The organism is Pantoea agglomerans, assembly GCF_020149765.1.
GTDB lineage: Bacteria > Pseudomonadota > Gammaproteobacteria > Enterobacterales > Enterobacteriaceae > Pantoea > Pantoea alvi.
In genome coordinates this window covers 3,428,889-3,447,519 of record NZ_CP083809.1, presented here as the reverse complement: position 1 = coordinate 3,447,519, position 18,631 = coordinate 3,428,889, and the positions used below count along the sequence as shown (strand labels likewise).

At 59.4% G+C, this 18,631-nt stretch carries 17 protein-coding genes and 1 other annotated feature; of the genes, 11 read left to right on the top strand and 6 right to left on the bottom strand.

Translation table 11 applies throughout. The annotated features are described in order from the left end of the window. Nucleotides 1-79: 79 nt before the first annotated feature. The gene (locus tag LB453_RS19160) at nucleotides 80-739 is read right to left on the bottom strand and encodes a YtjB family periplasmic protein (RefSeq protein WP_103793880.1); all 660 of its coding nucleotides are present in this window, start codon (nucleotides 737-739) and stop codon (nucleotides 80-82) included. A 107-nt stretch (nucleotides 740-846) separates the two neighbouring features. On the opposite strand from LB453_RS19160, the gene serB reads away from it, so the two are divergent. Genes serB through nadR form a run of 3 tightly spaced genes read left to right on the top strand, consistent with a single transcriptional unit; the run spans nucleotide 847 to nucleotide 4,500 of the window. Continuing rightward, on the top strand, nucleotides 847-1,824 hold the full coding sequence (gene serB, locus LB453_RS19155) for a phosphoserine phosphatase (protein WP_103793881.1): 978 nt from the start codon (nucleotides 847-849) through the stop codon (nucleotides 1,822-1,824). Between the two features lie 10 nt (nucleotides 1,825-1,834). Next, nucleotides 1,835-3,217: a DNA repair protein RadA gene (gene radA, locus LB453_RS19150; protein ID WP_033749394.1), complete on the top strand. Its 1,383-nt coding sequence runs from the start codon at nucleotides 1,835-1,837 to the stop codon at nucleotides 3,215-3,217. Nucleotides 3,218-3,267: 50 nt separating this feature from the next. Next, entirely contained in the window at nucleotides 3,268-4,500 is a 1,233-nt protein-coding gene (nadR, locus tag LB453_RS19145) for a multifunctional transcriptional regulator/nicotinamide-nucleotide adenylyltransferase/ribosylnicotinamide kinase NadR (RefSeq protein ID WP_103793882.1), read from the top strand. A gap of 212 nt (nucleotides 4,501-4,712) precedes the next feature. Here nadR and ettA read toward each other — a convergent pair whose 3' ends face one another. Beyond that, entirely contained in the window at nucleotides 4,713-6,380 is a 1,668-nt protein-coding gene (gene ettA / locus LB453_RS19140) for an energy-dependent translational throttle protein EttA (RefSeq protein WP_103793883.1), read from the bottom strand. Nucleotides 6,381-6,513: 133 nt separating this feature from the next. After that, nucleotides 6,514-7,284 (bottom strand): DNA-binding transcriptional repressor DeoR, encoded by a 771-nt coding sequence (deoR, locus tag LB453_RS19135; RefSeq protein ID WP_103793884.1) that lies wholly within the window; start codon nucleotides 7,282-7,284, stop codon nucleotides 6,514-6,516. 352 nt (nucleotides 7,285-7,636) lie between these two features. Between deoR and sltY the strand changes: the two genes are divergently transcribed. Together sltY and trpR are read left to right on the top strand one after the other, a co-directional pair. Further along, nucleotides 7,637-9,556 (top strand): murein transglycosylase, encoded by a 1,920-nt coding sequence (gene sltY, locus LB453_RS19130; protein ID WP_103793885.1) that lies wholly within the window; start codon nucleotides 7,637-7,639, stop codon nucleotides 9,554-9,556. A gap of 45 nt (nucleotides 9,557-9,601) precedes the next feature. Beyond that, nucleotides 9,602-9,949: a trp operon repressor gene (gene trpR / locus LB453_RS19125; RefSeq protein WP_103793886.1), complete on the top strand. Its 348-nt coding sequence runs from the start codon at nucleotides 9,602-9,604 to the stop codon at nucleotides 9,947-9,949. Here trpR and yjjX read toward each other — a convergent pair. Beyond that, the gene (yjjX, locus tag LB453_RS19120; RefSeq protein WP_103793887.1) at nucleotides 9,924-10,442 is read right to left on the bottom strand and encodes an inosine/xanthosine triphosphatase; all 519 of its coding nucleotides are present in this window, start codon (nucleotides 10,440-10,442) and stop codon (nucleotides 9,924-9,926) included. The two genes, trpR and yjjX, sit on opposite strands and share 26 nt — an antisense overlap. Nucleotides 10,443-10,493: 51 nt before the next feature. Here yjjX and gpmB point away from each other — a divergent pair, with 51 nt between their 5' ends. After that, on the top strand, nucleotides 10,494-11,141 hold the full coding sequence (gpmB, locus tag LB453_RS19115; RefSeq protein ID WP_103793888.1) for a 2,3-diphosphoglycerate-dependent phosphoglycerate mutase GpmB: 648 nt from the start codon (nucleotides 10,494-10,496) through the stop codon (nucleotides 11,139-11,141). Between the two features lie 34 nt (nucleotides 11,142-11,175). Here gpmB and robA read toward each other — a convergent pair whose 3' ends face one another. After that, the gene (gene robA / locus LB453_RS19110; protein ID WP_103793889.1) at nucleotides 11,176-12,054 is read right to left on the bottom strand and encodes an MDR efflux pump AcrAB transcriptional activator RobA; all 879 of its coding nucleotides are present in this window, start codon (nucleotides 12,052-12,054) and stop codon (nucleotides 11,176-11,178) included. A gap of 192 nt (nucleotides 12,055-12,246) precedes the next feature. Between robA and creA the strand changes: the two genes are divergently transcribed. After that, complete coding sequence (gene creA, locus LB453_RS19105; RefSeq protein WP_103793890.1) at nucleotides 12,247-12,723, top strand: protein CreA; 477 nt, start codon at nucleotides 12,247-12,249, stop codon at nucleotides 12,721-12,723. A gap of 142 nt (nucleotides 12,724-12,865) precedes the next feature. Here the strand turns inward: creA and arcA are convergent, their stop codons facing one another. Continuing rightward, nucleotides 12,866-13,582, bottom strand: a complete 717-nt coding sequence (gene arcA / locus LB453_RS19100) for a two-component system response regulator ArcA (RefSeq protein ID WP_033749412.1) — start codon at nucleotides 13,580-13,582, stop codon at nucleotides 12,866-12,868. A gap of 608 nt (nucleotides 13,583-14,190) precedes the next feature. Here arcA and LB453_RS19095 point away from each other — a divergent pair. From LB453_RS19095 to thrB, 4 genes are all read left to right on the top strand, one after another. Then, entirely contained in the window at nucleotides 14,191-14,886 is a 696-nt protein-coding gene (locus tag LB453_RS19095; protein ID WP_103793891.1) for a tRNA/rRNA methyltransferase, read from the top strand. Nucleotides 14,887-15,081: 195 nt separating this feature from the next. Next, nucleotides 15,082-15,153 carry a thr operon leader peptide gene (gene thrL / locus LB453_RS23455; protein ID WP_127908399.1) on the top strand — a complete coding sequence of 24 codons (72 nt, stop codon included), beginning with the start codon at nucleotides 15,082-15,084 and terminating at the stop codon, nucleotides 15,151-15,153. Beyond that, nucleotides 15,092-15,209 (top strand) — a sequence feature (Thr leader region). It overlaps the preceding gene by 62 nt. Before the next feature lie 25 nt (nucleotides 15,210-15,234). Continuing rightward, nucleotides 15,235-17,697 (top strand): bifunctional aspartate kinase/homoserine dehydrogenase I, encoded by a 2,463-nt coding sequence (thrA, locus tag LB453_RS19085; RefSeq protein ID WP_103793892.1) that lies wholly within the window; start codon nucleotides 15,235-15,237, stop codon nucleotides 17,695-17,697. A gap of 2 nt (nucleotides 17,698-17,699) precedes the next feature. Then, nucleotides 17,700-18,629 carry a homoserine kinase gene (thrB, locus tag LB453_RS19080; protein WP_103794037.1) on the top strand — a complete coding sequence of 310 codons (930 nt, stop codon included), beginning with the start codon at nucleotides 17,700-17,702 and terminating at the stop codon, nucleotides 18,627-18,629. Nucleotides 18,630-18,631: the final 2 nt, after the last annotated feature.

Sequence of the window (18,631 nt, the reverse complement as noted above, 5' to 3'; positions counted from 1 at the left end):
GGCGCAGCAAAGGCCCGTTTAACGGGCCTTTTTGCCGGTAGCATTCATTCAGGGAGCTGTTCGCCCGCGCGCAGCCTGTTTAAGGCGTCGGATCCTTGTTTTCACCCTCATCGTCCCCATCTTCTTTAACCGGCGTGCTGGCGGTCAGCAGAAACGGCGACTGCTGCCAGCGGGTGCGGCGATCGCGCAGCAGGGTGCGTGACAGAATAATGCCGATGGCCAGCGCCAGCAGCATCATCAGGCGCAAAATATTGGTGGTGTTGTCCACCTGGCGCGACTCGGTGACCAGCACGTGGGTATCGAGCGTTACGCGCAGGAAGCCAAGGGGGCCGTCGCTGTTGCCGAGCGGCTCCACCAGCTGATGGTTGAAGTAGCTGCCGGCGCGCTTGCCGTCGAGCGCGAGGCGATCGCGCACGTTGATGTTTTCGCCGCTGTGCGCCACCAGGCTGCCGTCGTCGGCGTAAACCGAAGCGTCAAGAATGCGGCTGTTGGTGGTCATCTGGTTGAGGATAGCTTCAATCTGGCTGCGGTTATCGTCGCTGTTATCCATCAGCGGCGACAGGCTAAAGGCGACCTGCTTCGTCAGGGTCTGCGCCAGCTCTTCGACCTGCTCGGAGCGCGCCATCTGATGGCCGAGGCTGAACCAGGAGGCGCCCTGCATCAGAACGACCAGCAGCGCCAGCGAGATCAGCACAATCACCGTGCGGTGTAAGCGAAATTTCAGTGCCCTTTTAGCCATCGATAACCTGTGTTACGTCACAACAGAAACCAGGAGATTATGTTGCCAGAAGCGGCGCAGACAAGGTAGCCTCTTGCGTGGTTTTGTTGTCCCCTACAGGAGCTCTGATGCTGAACCGTCTTACCTGGTGCGATCTGCCCGCCGACCTCTCCGAATGGCCGGGTTTACCCCTTTCCCTTAGCGGCGATGAAGTCATGCCGCTGGACTACCGTGCCGGTCGGACCGGCTGGCTGCTCTATGGCCGTGACCTGACCAAACAGCAGCTTACCGACTATCAGCATCAGTTAGGCGCGGCGATGGTGATCGTCAGCGCCTGGCGCATCGACGACTATCAGGTGGTACGGCTGGCCGGTTCGCTGACGCCGCGCGCCACGAAGCTGGCGCATGAAAATGGTCTCGACGTGGCGCCGCTCGGCAAGATCCCGCATCTGAAAACGCCGGGCCTGCTGGTGATGGACATGGACTCCACCGCGATTGAGATTGAGTGCATCGACGAGATCGCCAAACTGGCGGGCAGCGGCGAGCTGGTGGCGGAAGTCACCGAGCGCGCAATGCGCGGCGAGCTGGACTTCGCCGCCAGCCTGCGCCAGCGCGTGGCGACGCTGAAAGGCGCGGACGCCAATATTCTGAAGCAGGTGCGCGACGCGCTGCCGCTGATGCCGGGACTCACCGAGCTGGTGCAGAAGCTGCAGGCGCTGGGCTGGCAGGTGGCGATCGCCTCTGGCGGATTTACCTATTTCGCTGAATACCTGCGCGACAGGCTGCATCTGGCCCACGTTGCCGCCAACGAACTCGAGATGCGCGACGGCAAGCTGACCGGCGAAGTGCTGGGACAAATTGTCGACGCGCAATACAAAGCGGATACCCTGAAAAAGCTGGCGCAGCGTTTCGACATCGCGCCGGAGCAAACCGTCGCTATCGGCGACGGCGCCAACGACCTGCCGATGATTAAGGCCGCGGCGCTGGGTATCGCTTATCATGCTAAACCCAAAGTGAATGAGCAGACGCAGGTTACTATCCGTCACGCCGATTTGATGGGGGTGTTTTGCATCCTCAGCGGCAGCCTGATTCACGAAGAGCGTTAGAGGTACTGATTTGGCCAAAGCGGCAAAACGCGCCTTCGTTTGTAACGAATGCGGCGCAGATTATCCCCGCTGGCAGGGGCAATGCAGCGCCTGCCACGCCTGGAACACCATCACCGAAGTGCGTATTGCGGCGTCGCCGGCGGCGGCGCGCAATGAGCGCCTGAGCGGCTACGCCGGCAGCGCAGGCGTCAGCCGGGTGCAGAAGCTGTCGGAAATCAGCCTGGAGGCGCTGCCGCGCTTCTCGACCGGCTTTAAAGAGTTTGACCGCGTGCTGGGCGGCGGCGTGGTGCCGGGCAGCGCCATCCTGATTGGCGGTAACCCCGGCGCGGGGAAATCGACGCTGCTGCTGCAGGTGATGTGCCGCCTGGCGCAGGAGATGAAAACCCTCTACGTCACCGGCGAAGAGTCGCTGCAGCAGGTAGCGATGCGCGCGCACCGCCTCGGCCTGCCGAGCGAAAACCTCAATATGCTGTCGGAAACCAGCATCGAGCAGATCTGCCAGATCGCCGAGCAGGAAGAGCCGAAGCTGATGGTGATCGATTCCATCCAGGTGATGCACATGGCGGATATTCAGTCGTCTCCTGGCAGCGTGGCGCAGGTGCGCGAAACCGCCGCCTATCTGACGCGCTTCGCGAAAACGCGCGGCGTGGCGATCGTGATGGTCGGCCACGTCACTAAAGATGGCTCGCTGGCGGGCCCAAAAGTGCTGGAGCACTGTATCGACTGTTCAGTGCTGCTGGACGGCGACGCCGACTCGCGCTTCCGCACGCTGCGCAGCCATAAAAACCGCTTCGGCGCAGTTAACGAACTGGGCGTGTTCGCCATGACCGAGCAGGGGATGCGCGAAGTCAGCAACCCGTCGGCGATCTTCCTGTCGCGCGGCGACGAGGTGACCTCCGGCAGCTCCGTTATGGTGGTGTGGGAAGGCACGCGTCCGCTGCTGGTGGAGATCCAGGCGCTGGTCGATCACTCAATGATGGGCAACCCGCGCCGCGTTGCGGTGGGGCTGGAGCAGAACCGTCTGGCGATTCTGCTGGCGGTGCTGCATCGTCATGGCGGCCTGCAGATGGCCGATCAGGATGTCTTCGTCAACGTGGTGGGCGGCGTCAAGGTCACCGAGACCAGCGCCGATCTGGCGCTGCTGCTGGCGATGGTCTCAAGCCTGCGCGATCGTCCGCTGCCGCAGGACCTGGTGATCTTCGGCGAGGTAGGGCTGGCGGGGGAGATCCGCCCGGTGCCGAGCGGGCAGGAGCGTATCTCCGAAGCGGCCAAGCACGGCTTCAAACGCGCTATCGTGCCGGCCGGCAACGCGCCGAAGAAAGCGGTCGACGGCATGAAGGTTTACAGCGCGAAGAAACTGGCGGACGCGCTGGCGATACTGGATGAGCTTTAAAGGCTGAGCGGGTAAACTCGCAGGCAACTTCAATCCATGCAGGAGGCAGCATGACGTCGTTCGACTATCTGAAAACCGCCATTCGCCAGCAGGGGCATACCCTGCAGCAGGTGGCCGACGCCAGCGGGATGACCAAGGGTTATTTGAGCCAGCTGCTCAACGCCAAAATTAAAAGTCCGAGCGCGCAAAAACTGGAAGCGCTGCATCGCTTTTTGGGGCTGGAGTTTCCGCGCCGCGATAAAACCGTCGGCGTAGTGTTCGGCAAGTTCTACCCGCTGCACACCGGCCATATTTACCTTATCCAGCGCGCCTGCAGCCAGGTCGACGAGCTGCATATTATTATGGGCCACGACGAGCCGCGCGATCGCGCGCTGTTTGAGAACAGCGCCATGTCGCAGCAGCCAACCATCAGCGATCGGCTGCGCTGGCTGCTGCAAACCTTTAAGTACCAGAAAAACATCCGCATTCACTCCTTCAACGAAGAGGGCATTGAGCCCTATCCGCACGGCTGGGACGTCTGGAGTGAAGGGGTGAAAACCTTTCTCAGCGATCAGGGCATCGCCCCAGACTGCATCTATACCAGCGAAACCGCGGATGCGGAGATGTATCAACAGCATCTGGGCGTACGCACCGTGCTGGTCGATCCCGCGCGATCCTTTATGAATATCAGCGGCGCGCAGATCCGTCAGGATCCCTTTCGCTACTGGGAATATATTCCCACCGAGGTTAAGCCCTTTTTCGTGCGCACCGTCGCCGTGCTCGGCGGAGAATCCAGCGGCAAATCGACGCTGGTCAACAAGCTCGCCAATATTTTCAATACCACCAGCGCCTGGGAATATGGCCGCGACTACGTCTTCTCTCACCTCGGCGGCGACGAGATGGCGCTGCAATATTCCGACTACGACAAGATCGCGCTCGGCCAGGCGCAGTACATCGACTTTGCGGTGAAATACGCCAATAAAGTCGCCTTTATCGACACCGACTTTATCACCACCCAGGCGTTCTGCCTGAAGTATGAAGGTCGGGAGCACCCCTTTGTACAGGCGCTAATCGACGAATACCGTTTCGACCTGGTGATCCTGCTGGAGAATAACGTGCCCTGGGTGGCGGACGGCCTGCGCAGCCTGGGCAGCTCGGTGGATCGTCGCGAGTTCCAGTCAATGCTGGTTACTATGCTGCGGGAAAACAACGTCGACTTTGTGCACGTGCGCGAGGACGATTACGACACGCGTTTCCTGCGCTGTATCGAGCTGGTGAAAGAGATGATGGACGCCAAAGCATAAGGCCTTATTTATATTTAACGAGTCAGGGAGGCTGGCTCGTTAAATCTCTAAATTCGACGTCAAATAAACAGAGAATTATTGCGGGTTATAAATGCAATAAGCAGAGAGTGAATTCAGCAAACCATGAAGACTATCAGGGCCCTGTTGAAGCGTGGATAACGATAGAATAAAAGCGGTTCTAAATTTAAGGGCGCCTGGTGGCGCCCTTTTGATTACTTGGTAATACGCTTGTACTTGATACGCTTCGGCTCCAGCGCGTCGGCGCCGAGGGTGCGTTTCTTGTACTCTTCGTACTCGCTGAAGTTACCTTCGAAGAACTCCACCTTGCCCTCATCCTGATAGTCGAGGATATGGGTGGCGATACGGTCGAGGAACCAGCGGTCGTGCGAGATCACCATGGCGCAGCCCGGGAACTCCAGCAGGGCGTTTTCCAGCGCGCGCAGGGTTTCGATATCCAGGTCGTTGGTCGGTTCGTCAAGCAGCAGCAGGTTGCCGCCAACCTGCAGCAGTTTCGCCAGGTGCAGACGACCGCGCTCGCCGCCGGAGAGTTCGCCGACGCGTTTGCCCTGGTCAGTGCCTTTGAAGTTAAAGCGGCCAACGTAGGCGCGGCTCGGCATCTCGAAGGTGCCGATGCGCATCGTGTCCAGTCCGCCAGAGACTTCTTCCCACACGGTTTTTGAGTTATCCATCGCGTCGCGGAACTGATCGACCGACGCCAGCTTAACGGTTTCGCCCAGCTCGATGCTGCCGGAATCGGGCTGCTCCTGACCGGTCATCATGCGGAACAGGGTCGATTTACCTGCGCCGTTCGGACCGATGATGCCGACGATAGCGCCCTTCGGCACTGAGAAAGAGAGATTGTCGATCAGCACGCGGTCACCGTAGGATTTGGTCAGGTTTTTCACCTCAACCACTTTGTCACCCAGGCGCGGACCCGGCGGAATAAAGAGTTCGCTGGTCTCGTTACGCTTCTGGTATTCGGTGCTGTTCAGCTCTTCGAAGCGGGCCAGACGGGCCTTGCCTTTCGACTGACGGCCTCTGGTACCCTGACGCACCCACTCCAGCTCTTTCTCGATCGATTTACGACGTGCGGCTTCGGCAGAGGCTTCCTGCGCCAGACGCTGATCTTTCTGCTCCAGCCAGGAGGAGTAGTTGCCTTCCCACGGAATGCCTTCACCGCGGTCCAGCTCAAGGATCCAGCCCGCAACGTTATCGAGGAAGTAACGGTCGTGGGTAATTGCCACGACGGTGCCTTCGAACTCGTGCAGGAAGCGTTCCAGCCAGGCCACGGACTCGGCGTCCAGGTGGTTGGTGGGTTCGTCCAGCAGCAGCATGTCCGGCTTTTCCAGCAGCAGACGGCACATCGCCACGCGGCGACGCTCACCGCCGGAGAGGTTGCCGATTTTGGCGTCCCAGTCCGGCAGGCGCATCGCATCGGCGGCGCGCTCCAGCTGCGTTTCCAGGTTATGGCCGTCGTGCGCCTGAATAACCTCTTCCAGACGACCCTGTTCGGCCGCCAGCTTGTCGAAGTCGGCGTCCGGCTCGGCGTAGAGCGCATAAACCTCGTCCAGACGCTTCAGCGCGCCGACCACTTCGGAGACCGCTTCTTCAATAGATTCGCGTACTGTCTGTTCCGGGTTGAGCTGCGGCTCCTGCGGCAGATAACCCACTTTGATGCCCGGCTGCGGGCGCGCTTCACCTTCGATATCTTTATCGATGCCCGCCATGATGCGCAGCAGCGTGGATTTACCCGCGCCGTTCAGGCCGAGCACGCCGATTTTCGCGCCCGGGAAAAAGCTAAGGGAGATGTTCTTTAGAATATGACGCTTCGGCGGAACCACTTTGCCGACGCGATGCATGCTATAGACGAATTGAGCCACGTTGTAATGAGCCTCTGATTCTGGTGGGTGAATTAGTGACGAAGTTTAGCCTTTTTGCCTGGCTAATCCCAGCCGCGCGCCGGGATAATTCCGGGCGGACGGCGTTGTTACGCGTAAAAAGAAAAGGCGGGGGTCAGACCGCATCGGGCAGACGCAGCGGCAGCTGCTGCGCCAGCCACTCCGCCAGCGCCTTGTCCGGTGCGCTGTCGCTCACCAGCAGGTCAAAGCGGCGCAGCTCGCCGATGCGGGCGGGCAGCACCTTGCCGAACTTGCTGCTGTCCGCCACCAGAACGCGCTGGCGCGCGCGCAGCATGGCGTGATGCTTCATCGCCAGTTCGTTGAGGTTGTAACAGGTCGCGCCCTGTTCTCTGTCGATGCCCGCCGCCGAGATAAACGCCAGCGTCGGGCAGAGATCGTCAAGAATTGAATGTGCGCCGATCGGCGTGAACAGGGCGTTATCGGCATGAAACTCGCCGCCGCTCAGAATAACGTTGCAGGCCGGTTTTTCTTTTAGCGCCAGGAAAGTATTCATGGCGCAGCAGATAGCGGTAAAGGGGAGATCCTCGGGCAGGGCGTCGACAATATAGGGAATGGTGGTGCCGCAGTCGAAAAAGACCGTATCGTTCTCGCCGATCAGGCTGGCGGCGGCCTGCGCCAGGCGCTGCTTTTTCGCCGCGTTCTGTCCATGCTGATCCGAAACGAAATAGTGGCCGCCATGATTTTTTGGATCGCTGACGATATAGCCGCCCAGCAGCACGACGGTAGATGCCGGCTCGCTGAGATCGCGTCGAATCGTCATCTCTGAAACACCCAGCAGCTGCGCGGCGTCTTTCAGATGCAGCTTGTCAGTGCGTTTCAGCGCCAGGGTCAGTTTCTGAATGCGTTCGTCGCGCCGGGTTTCCATAGAGGTCTCTGTCGTGGTTGATAGCCGAAAGTGATGCGCAGTGGAGAGGAGAGCGCATCAGGATGAACAGCGATAATTGCCGCAATTTTAAGGCGTTGCGCGCACTCAGGCCGGCAGACGATCAATCTTACCCGCAATCAGATCGCCCCGCAAACGCCGCCATGCTCGCCCTATATTTACACGGTTTCTCAACGGCGTGTCATCCTCCCGTCGCAGCCTGCGACCCGCTTTTAGCCAGCCTTGCGCGCCGCGCTGCGTAAATTTTGTGAAGAACATGGCAAGAGCGGGTTCCCCTGGTTAGCATGAAGAATGCCTGGCACGCAGCCGGAGAGCAGCAACAGAGGAGATTTTCGTGGAGAAGTGGCGTAACTGGATGATAGGGATCTGTCTGGCCGGAGCGGCCAGCAGCGCGTGGGCAGACTCGCTGGATCAGCAGCGGGAACGTTATCAACAGATTAAACAGGCGTGGGACAGCAACCAGATGGCGACGGTCGAGCAGCTGCTGCCGACGCTGCAGGATTACCCGCTATACCCTTACCTGCAGTACCGCCTGCTGGCGCAGGACCTCGATCAGGAAACACCGCTCGCCGTTAAAAACTTTATCCAGCAATATCCCACGCTGCCGCCGGCGCGCTCGCTGAAAACCCGCTTCGTCAACGTGCTGGCGCACCGTCAGGACTGGCAGGGCATTCTGAGCTTTAGCCCGGAAGCGCCGACGCCGGTACAGGCGCGCTGCAACTGGCTCTACGCCAAATGGGCCACGGGCGCGCAGCAGCAGGCGTTTGAGGGCGCGAAGGCGATCTGGCTGCGCGGCACTGCGCTGCCCAACGACTGCGATCGCCTCTTCTCCGTCTGGCAATCCTCTGGCCAGATGTCGCCGATTACCGTGCTGGAGCGCATTCGGCTGGCGATGAAGGCGGGCAACGACAGCCTGGTGAGCTTCCTGGCGAAAACCCTGCCGGAAGATTACCAGACCATCGCCACGGGCGTGCTCGCCTTGCAGAGCGATCCTCAGACGGTAGTGAACTTCGCACAGACGGTCGGCCCGACCGATTTTACCCGCCAGGCAACCCTCTACGCCTTTACCCGCGTTGCGCGCGCCGATATGGAGAATGCACGCAGCATGATCCCGCTGCTGGTGCGTGGCCAGAAGATGGAGGCGGATGGCGAGCAAGCGCTGAAGGAGATCGTGGTCTGGCGCATGATGGGCAGCGATTTAACCTCGGAGCAGGCGCGCTGGCGCGATGCCGTGGTGATGAACAGCCAGTCGACGGCGCTGATCGAGCGACGCGTGCGTCTGGCGCTGTCGCAAAACGATCGCCGCGGCCTGAACACCTGGATCGCGCGTCTGCCGCTTGAGGCGAAAGAGAAAGATGAGTGGCAGTACTGGCAGGCCGATCTGCTCTACGCGCAGGGGCGTAAAGAGGAGGCGGACGAGATCCTGCATAAGCTGATGCAGGCGCGCGGCTTCTATCCGATGGTGGCGGCGCAGCGGCTGGGCGTGAAGTACCCGCTGCAGATCGACGAGGCGCCAAAGCCCGACAGTGCGACGGTGCAGGGACCCGAGCTGGCGCGCGTGCGCGAGCTGATGTACTGGGGGCTGGATAACCTGGCGCGCAGCGAGTGGGCCAACCTGATCGCCAGCAAAAACCACACCCAGCAGCAGATGCTGGCGCGCTACGCCAACGAGCAGGACTGGTGGGATCTCAGCGTGCAGGCGACCATCACGGCGAAGATGTGGGACAGCCTGAAAGAGCGCTTCCCGCTGGCGTGGGAGAGCTTCTATAAGAGCAATACCCGCGACAAAGGCATCTCGCCGAGCTACGCCATGGCGATTTCGCGTCAGGAGAGCGCCTGGAACCCGAAAGCGCGTTCGCCGGTCGGTGCCAGCGGCCTGATGCAGGTGATGCCGGCAACGGCGGCGCACACCGTGAAGATGTACAACATCCCCGGCTATATGAACAGCAACCAGCTGCTGGATCCGCAGACCAATATTCAGATCGGCACCCAGTATCTGGAGTATGTCTATCAGCAGTTCGGGCAGAACCGCATTTTCGCCTCGGCGGCCTATAATGCGGGGCCGGGTCGCGTGCGCAGCTGGCAGAACGTCAGCGCGGGCAATCTCGACGCGGTCGCCTTTATCGAGACCATTCCCTTCTCTGAAACGCGCGGCTACGTGAAAAACGTGCTGGCCTACGACGCCTACTATCGCCACTTTATGGGCGAGCCGGATAAGGTGCTGTCGGACAGCGAGTGGAACCGCCGCTACTAGCGTGTTATGCTTCCGTACTCGTTAGTGAGTACGGAAGCCTGTTTAATGACGCAATCTCCCGCCCGGTCGGCACAACAATCCCTTTCTGAAGACAACTGGCGGCGCTTTATCGCGCTGATGCAGCAGGCTTATGCCGATGACGTGGCGCTGCCTCTGCTGCAGCTGATGCTGACGCCGGACGAGCGCGAGGCGCTCGGTACAAGGCTGCGCATCGTCGAAGAGCTGATGAGCGGCACCATGAGCCAGCGCGAGCTGAAAAATGAACTGGGGGTCGGCATCGCCACCATTACGCGCGGGTCAAACAGCCTGAAAGAGGCGCCGCCTGAACTGCGGCGCTGGCTGGAGGGACGTCTGGGACGCGGCGGGCTCAGCGCTGATAAAGCGGATGAGTAAAGGGGCAGAGCGCCAGGATCAACGCCTGATGATAGACGCTGGAGCGCGTCAGCAGGCCGTGGGTGAAGGCGCCAATAGCGCCGCCTTTGTGTTTGATATTTTCCACGCCGGTTAGCCGCGCCATCTCATCGCCCAGCTCGCGTCCGGCGCGCAGGCCCGCCATCACCACCGGCGGCAACGTAAAGCTGGCGGAACGTGACTCGCCGCGCTGGCTGGCATTCTCGACCACCATCCAGGCAAAGGCGCAATCCTCTTCAATACCGGCTTCGATCGCCACCCAGAAATCGGCCTCAGGCGCAGCCTGACGCGCATTGGCGACGCGCTGGCGTGCGCCGGTTCGCGTTTCCGCATCGCTCAGGGGCTGCGCCGCGACGCCGCTATCGACCTCGACCCCGCGAATATGGCAGGATCCTTCGCCGAAAACGTCGTTGAACGCCTGAGAGATTGCGCGAATTTTTGCCGGATTGATGGTGGCTGCGATAACCTGGTACATAATCTATTGAACCCTTTAGGCAAATTTGTCGCAGTATAACGGAAACTCAGCATGCTACAGGTCTATCTTGTTCGTCACGGTGAAACGGTATGGAATGCGCAGCGGCGCATTCAGGGACAATCCGACAGTCCGCTGACGGAGAAAGGAGAGCAACAGGCCCATCAGGTGGGCGAGCGCGTCAAACATCTTGGCATTACCCACGTTATCACCAGCGATCTGGGCCGCACGCAGCGTACCGCCGAGATTATCGCCGACGCCTGCGGCTGTTCGGTGACGCTGGAGCCGCGCCTGCGCGAGCTGAATATGGGGGTGCTGGAGAAGCGCCCGCTCGACGGGTTAAGCGAAGAGGAAGAGCGCTGGCGCAGCGCGCTGGTGGACGGCACGGTAGACGGCCGTATTCCGCAGGGCGAATCGATGGCGGAGATGGCGGCGCGTATGCACGAGGCGCTGAACGCCTGTCTGGCGCTGCCCGCCGGCAGCCGGCCGCTGCTGGTCAGTCACGGTATGGCACTCGGCGTGCTGATCAGCACGATTCTTGGCCTGCCGGCCCATGCGGAGCGACGTCTGCGCCTGCGTAACTGCTCGATCTCGCGCGTCGATCACCAGCAGAGCGCCTGGCTGGCGCAAGGCTGGGTGGTGGAAACGGCAGGCGATATTTCGCATCTTGACGCGCCCGCGCTGGATGAGCTGCAGCGCTAAAAAAAATGCCGTCGCGATGACGGCATTCTAGCGATCAGCTCGCCTGCTGGCGGCGAATCGGGATGAGATATTCGCAGCGGATCTCTTTCGGCGGTTCGCTGCGCTTCTTGCCGCCGTGGGTGTAGAAGCGCTCGATATCCTGGCCCTGACGGCGCGTCAGGCCGAGCGTCGGCATGCAGGTGCCGTAGAGCAGCAGGATAAATTCCTGCAGTTCGTTGCGCGGGCCGTTATAGGTGAACTGCACATAGTCGCCCGCTTCCAGCAGCACGCTCTGGCCGGAGTGCAGGTTCATCGCCTGATCGGACGGCACGGCGGTGGTGTAGAGGATCTCCTGCTCGTCATCCTTCTCCTGGCTGGCGCGCACCTGATGCAGGCCGTACAGCACGGGCGGAACGGTGTCGGTTTCCAGCAGGAACTGCTTCCAGAAGTGAATGCGCATTTCGTCGCGGTAGCTGGAGATCTGCTCCAGGGTACAGCTATAGGTTTGCGTCTGTCCCACCAGCACGGTTTCCGGCAGCGTGACGAAGCTCGATTCCGGCATGCTGTTGTCATCAAGGCGAATCGGCGGGCGAATGCCGAACGAATTCCATTCCGAGGAGCGGCGATACCACGCGGGCGTCTGGTTAAACTGCTTTTTAAAGGCGCGGGTAAAGGTCTGCTGGGAATCGAAACGATACTGCAGCGCGATATCCAGAATCGGGCGGCTGGTCAGGCGCAGCGCTACGGCCGCTTTGGACAGGCGCCGGGCGCGGATATAGGCGCCAATGGCGTGGCCCGTTACGTCTTTGAACATCCGTTGTAAATGCCATTTAGAATAACCCGCTTTCAGGGCAACGTTGTCCAGTGAAAGGGGCTGATCAAGATGGCTCTCCAGCCAGACAAGCAAATCTCGAATGATACCGGCTTGGTCCATAAAACATCCTCATACTCTCTGGGTGCGACTAACGCAGTCGCCGAATAATAGCACTAATTGCACATCAGGCGTGGGCAGCTTTGTTGGGAGATTGTGCCATGTCAATGTGGGATTAAACCGGTCTGGTTTGGTCAACGCGGACAATTGCCAGTACATTACATGCTCGTCTATTAGGTTTGCAATGGTAACGCTATGACAATATCTCGCTTTTTCGCTGCTTCATTCGCTTCGCTGCTGCTGGCGTCGCCGGTTCTGGCCGAAGAGATCGGCTCGGTAGATACGGTATTTAAGATGTTTGGGCCCGATCATAAGATCGTGGTGGAGGCGTTCGACGATCCAGATGTAAAAAATGTAACCTGTTATATCAGCCGGGCGAAAACCGGCGGGATTAAGGGCGGTCTGGGTCTGGCGGAGGATACCGCCGACGCGGCGATCTCCTGCCAGCAGGTTGGGCCGGTCGAGCTGAGCGACGCTATCGCGCAGGGGAAAGCGCAGGGCGAGGTGGTGTTTAAGAAACGGACCTCGCTGGTGTTTAAAAAGCTGCAGGTGGTGCGTTTCTTCGATCAGAAGCGCCATGCGCTCATCTACCTGAGCTATTCCGACAGAGTGGTGGAGGGATCGCCGAAGAATGCGCTGAGCGCGGTGCCAATTATGCCGTGGCGGGAATAAAAAAGGCTTTCAGTGGGTTTTACCGGGGGGCAGCTAAGGTTAGCAAACGGGTAAGAGCCGTCGGGGAGTAAAGCGTCCCGCGACAGGGAGGTCGCGGGAAGAGCGAGCACACTGGCAGCCAGCCCTCGCTTGCGTCAGGTTTTTATTCCTGCAGGTCGCCGCAGAAGCGGTAGCCTTCGCCGTGGATCGTGGCGATGATCTCCGGCGTATCCGGCGTAGATTCAAAGTGCTTACGAATGCGACGAATGGTGACGTCGACGGTGCGATCGTGCGGTTTCAGTTCGCGGCCGGTCATCTTCTTCAGCAGGTCGGCGCGGGTCTGAATTTTGCCAGGGTTTTCGCAGAAGTGCAGCATGGCGCGGAACTCGCTGCGCGGCAGCTTATACTGTTCGCCGTTCGGGCTGATTAGCGAGCGGCTGTTGATATCCAGCTCCCAGCCGTTGAACTTATAGCTTTCAACCTGACGGCGCTCTTCGCTCGGCATCGCCAGATTCATGGTGCGTGACAGCAGATTGCGTGCGCGAATGGTCAGCTCACGCGGGTTGAAGGGTTTGGTGATGTAATCATCCGCGCCAATTTCCAGACCAAGGATTTTGTCCACTTCATTATCACGACCGGTCAGGAACATCAGCGCCACGTTTGCCTGCTCGCGCAGTTCGCGCGCCAGCAACAGGCCATTTTTACCTGGCAGGTTGATATCCATGATCACCAGGTTGACGTCGTTATCGGTCAGCACCTGATGCATTTCAGCGCCGTCGGTTGCCTCATACACGACATAACCTTCCGCCTCGAAAATGCTCTTGAGGGTGTTACGCGTGACCAGTTCGTCTTCAACGATAAGAATGTGTGGGGTCTGCATGTTTCGCTACCTAAAATTTGCCAACAAATCGAAAACAGGGCGTACGCGGTTATTCAGGCTCGCTAAAAGCGCGGTAAGTGGCGCTTAACCGTTGTACGAAATTATGTTCTTGATACACCATCTATCAACGTCAACAACAGTGTTAGCTCAGCCAGTCAGAATGAATATTGCCTGCCCCAGGAGAGAATCTTTTGGCGCATATCCTAACCGTATTAACAGCAACCTAACAGCACCAACAACAACCGATAAGCATAAAAACAACGCTTCGTTGACTTATATCAAATGCAATTGTAGCACGTTAACACTTATGTGAAAAACTTCTCTTGTAATGCAAGCTTAGCTCACAAAAAATATCAGTTTCACTACATATTCACAGGCTGTATAAGCAAATGACAATTTCAAAATGCGCAGACTTATCCTGCTGATTAGATGAAATTTTCAGGGGGAAATGTTAGTTATTGCCTGTCTGGGTTGCATTACAAGCTCGCAGCGACGTTTATTTAATTTTAACATCGTTAACAAATTATTTTCTTAACACGCCAGATTCCGGCTTTAACAGCGGCGCATGGTACTATACGGGGCGATGTCAAAACACAAATGGAATAATCATGCGTTTCCCCCTTATTCTGGTTTCGCCCGCTCGGGCGGAAAATATTGGCGCAGCGGCGCGGGCGATGAAGACCATGGGCTTTAGCGAGCTGCGCATCGTCGCCAGCGACGCCTGGCAAGATCCCGCCGCGCGCCGGGTCGCGCACGGCGCCGGAGAGATCCTGGATAACCTGCGCACCTTCGACACCCTGAGCGACGCGCTGACCGATATCGACTTCTCCGTCGCCACCACGGCGCGCAGCCGCGCCAGATTCCGCTACTACGCCACGCCGCAGCAGGTGGAAGCGCAGCTGCTGGAGAAGCGTCAGTGGGTGAACAGCATGGCGTTGGTCTTTGGGCGCGAGGATAGCGGACTCACCAATGAAGAGCTGGACCTGGTCGATCTGCTTACCGGCATTCCGATGGCGCAGGATTATCCCTCGCTCAACCTCGGCCAGGCGGTGATGGTTTACTGCTATCAGCTTTCCGCGCTTAATCGCGTAGCGCCGCCCGCCGCACCGCAGGCGGACGCCCGGCAGCTGGAGGCGCTGCGCCACCGTTTTGAGCGGCTGCTGCAGACGCTTGAGGTCAGCGACGATCGCAAAATGGCCGACTGGATCGATCAGCGCATCGGCCTGCTGGAGCAGCGCGACAGCGCTATGCTGCATCGCCTGCTGCATGATGTAGAAAAAAAACTTATAGATAAATCTTCCTGAAAAATCGTCTTTCGCAGCGGCTGATCGCAAAAAGCGCGGGACAGGCAAACGATTCTGCAGGCGTTTTGCCGATCGGCACGCAGCAGTGCGCAGCGGCGAAAAACGGGCCGCCGGACAAATTCGTTGACTTGACCGGCGCTTTGCTTTACTTCTGGAAAGCAGACAGACTCTAAAAGACAGACAGAAAAAATCTCAATGCGTAACTCAACCAGCCTGAACATCACCATTATTACAACCACCATTACCACGGGTAAAGGTGCGGGCTGACGCATACAGGAAAAACAGAAAAAAGCCCGCACCTGAACAGTGCGGGCTTTTTTTTCGGCGTAAATTCAGGAGAGCTTTAACATGCGAGTGCTGAAATTCGGTGGGACCTCGGTAGCGAACGCGGAACGTTTTCTTCGCGTCGCTGACATTCTGGAAAGCAATGCGCAGCAGGGACAGGTTGCCACCGTACTCTCTGCACCTGCAAAAATTACCAACCATCTGGTGGCGATGATTGAGAAGACCATCAGCGGCCAGGATGCGCTACCCAATATCAGCGACGCCGAGCGGATTTTCGACGAGCTGCTGCAGGGGCTGGCGGCGGCGCAGCCGGGCTTTGACTATGACGGTCAGAAAACGCGCGTCGACCTGGAGTTCGCCCAGCTGAAGCAGGTGCTGCACGGCATCAGCCTGCTGGGACAGTGCCCCGACAGCGTTAACGCCGCTATTATCTGCCGCGGCGAGAAGCTCTCTATCGCGATTATGGAAGCGCTGCTGCTGGCGCGCGGCCACGGCGTCACCGTGATCGATCCGGTGGAGAAGCTGCTGGCCGTCGGCCACTATCTCGAATCCACCGTTGATATCGCGGAATCGACGCGCCGCATCGCCGCCAGCCAGATCCCGCCGCAAAATATGATCCTGATGGCCGGCTTTACCGCAGGCAATGAGAAGGGCGAACTGGTGGTGCTGGGCCGTAACGGCTCTGACTACTCCGCCGCGGTGCTGGCCGCCTGTCTGCGCGCCGACTGCTGCGAAATCTGGACCGACGTAGATGGCGTCTATACCTGCGATCCGCGTCAGGTGCCCGACGCGCGCCTGCTGAAGTCGATGTCTTACCAGGAGGCGATGGAGCTCTCTTATTTTGGCGCGAAAGTGCTGCATCCGCGTACCATCGCGCCTATCGCGCAGTTCCAGATCCCATGCCTGATTAAAAACACCGCCAACCCGCAGGCGCCGGGCACCCTGATCGGCGGCGAAGGTGAGCATGACGAGAACCCGGTCAAAGGGATCACCAACCTGAATAATATGGCGATGTTCAACGTCTCCGGACCCGGGATGAAGGGCATGGTCGGTATGGCGGCGCGCGTCTTCGCCGCGATGTCGCGCACCGGCATCTCGGTGGTGCTGATCACCCAGTCCTCCTCTGAATACAGCATTAGCTTCTGCGTACCGCAGAATGAGCAGGCGCGAGCGCGCCGCGTGCTGGAAGAGGAGTTCTACCTTGAGCTGAAAGACGGGCTGCTCGATCCGCTGGGCGTAATGGAACAGCTGGCGGTGATCTCCGTGGTCGGCGACGGGATGCGCACGCTGCGCGGCATCTCCGCCAAATTTTTCTCCGCGCTGGCGCGCGCCAATATCAATATCGTCGCCATCGCGCAGGGCTCGTCAGAGCGCTCTATCTCCGTGGTGGTAAGCAACGATGACGCTACCACCGGCGTACGCGTGGTACACCAGATGCTGTTCGCCACCGATCAGGTGATCGAAGTCTTTGTGGTGGGCGTCGGCGGCGTCGGCGGCGCGCTGCTGGATCAGCTCTATCGCCAGCAGGCGTGGCTGAAACAGAAGCATATCGATCTGCGCGTCTGCGGCATCGCCAACTCGCGCGCGCTGCTGACCAACGTACACGGCATCGACCTGAGCGACTGGAAAGGGGCGCTGAGCGAAGCCAAAGAGCCCTTTAATCCTGACCGCCTCAATCGACTGGTGAAAGAGTATCATCTGCTTAACCCGGTGATTGTGGACTGCACCTCCAGCCAGGCGGTAGCGGATCTCTACGCCGACTTCCTCGGCGACGGCTTCCACGTGGTGACGCCGAACAAAAAGGCCAACACCTCGTCATGGAACTACTACCAGCAGATGCGCGCCGCCGCCGCAAAATCGCGTCGCAAATTCCTCTACGACACCAACGTCGGTGCGGGACTGCCGGTTATTGAAAACCTGCAGAATCTGTTAAACGCCGGCGACGAGCTGATTAAATTCTCCGGCATCCTCTCAGGCTCGCTCTCCTTTATTTTCGGCAAGCTGGACGAGGGCGTTTCGCTCTCTGAGGCGACAAAAATGGCGCGCGAGCTGGGCTTTACCGAGCCCGATCCGCGCGACGACCTTTCAGGTATGGACGTGGCGCGCAAGCTGCTAATCCTGGCGCGCGAAGCGGGCCATAAGCTGGAGCTAGGCGATATCGAGATCGAGCCGCTGCTGCCCGCCAGCCTGAATGAGATCGCTGACGTAGAGGCGTTTATGCAGCGCCTGCCGGAGCTGGACAGCGCCTTCGCCGCGCGCGTTGCCGCAGCGCGTGACGAAGGAAAAGTGTTACGCTTCGTCGGCGCGATTGAAGAGGGCGGCCTCTGCAAAGTGAAAATTGACGCGGTCGACAGCAACGATCCGCTCTATAAAGTGAAAAACGGCGAGAATGCCCTGGCGTTTTACAGCCGTTATTATCAGCCGATTCCGCTGGTGCTGCGCGGATATGGCGCGGGCAATGATGTGACGGCGGCGGGCGTCTTCGCCGATCTGCTGCGCACCCTGTCATGGAAGTTGGGAGTTTGATGATGGTAAAAATTTACGCACCGGCCTCGATTGGCAACGTCAGCGTCGGCTTCGACGTGCTGGGCGCGGCGGTGTCGCCGGTAGACGGCACGCTGCTGGGCGACTGCGTCACGGTGGAAGCGGCGCAGCGCTTTTCGTTGCAAAACAGCGGACGCTTTGTCAGCAAGCTGCCGGACGATCCCAAAGAGAATATCGTCTATCAGTGCTGGCAGCGCTTCTGCGAAGCGATCGGTGAAGAGGTGCCGGTGGCGATGACGCTGGAGAAAAATATGCCGATCGGCTCCGGCCTCGGCTCCAGCGCCTGCTCGGTGGTGGCCGGTTTAATGGCGATGAACGAGTTTTGCGGCAGGCCGCTCAGCGATACTCAGCTGCTGACGCTGATGGGCGAGCTGGAAGGGCGCATTTCCGGCAGCGTACACTATGACAACGTCGCGCCATGCTTCCTCGGCGGCATCCAGCTGATGCTTGAGGAGAACGGCATTATCAGCCAGGCGGTGCCGGGCTTCGACGACTGGCTGTGGGTGATGGCCTATCCGGGCATTAAAGTCTCTACCGCCGAAGCGCGCGCCATTCTGCCCGCGCAGTATCGCAAAGAAGATGTGATCAAACATGGCCGCCTGCTGGCTGGCTTTATTCACGCCTGTCATAGCGGGCAGCCGCTGCTGGCCGCTAAACTGATGCAGGATGTGATCGCCGAACCTTACCGCACGAAGCTGCTGCCGGGCTTTGCCGAGGCGCGCCAGGCCGCCGTCGACACGGGCGCGCTGGCGTGCGGCATTTCAGGTTCCGGCCCTACGCTTTTCGCCGTTTGCAATCAGATGGAAACGGCGCAGCGGATGGCGGACTGGCTGCGCCAGCACTATCTGCAGAATGATGAAGGCTTCGTCCATATTTGCCGTCTTGATACGGCTGGCGCACGTAAACTGGGATAACG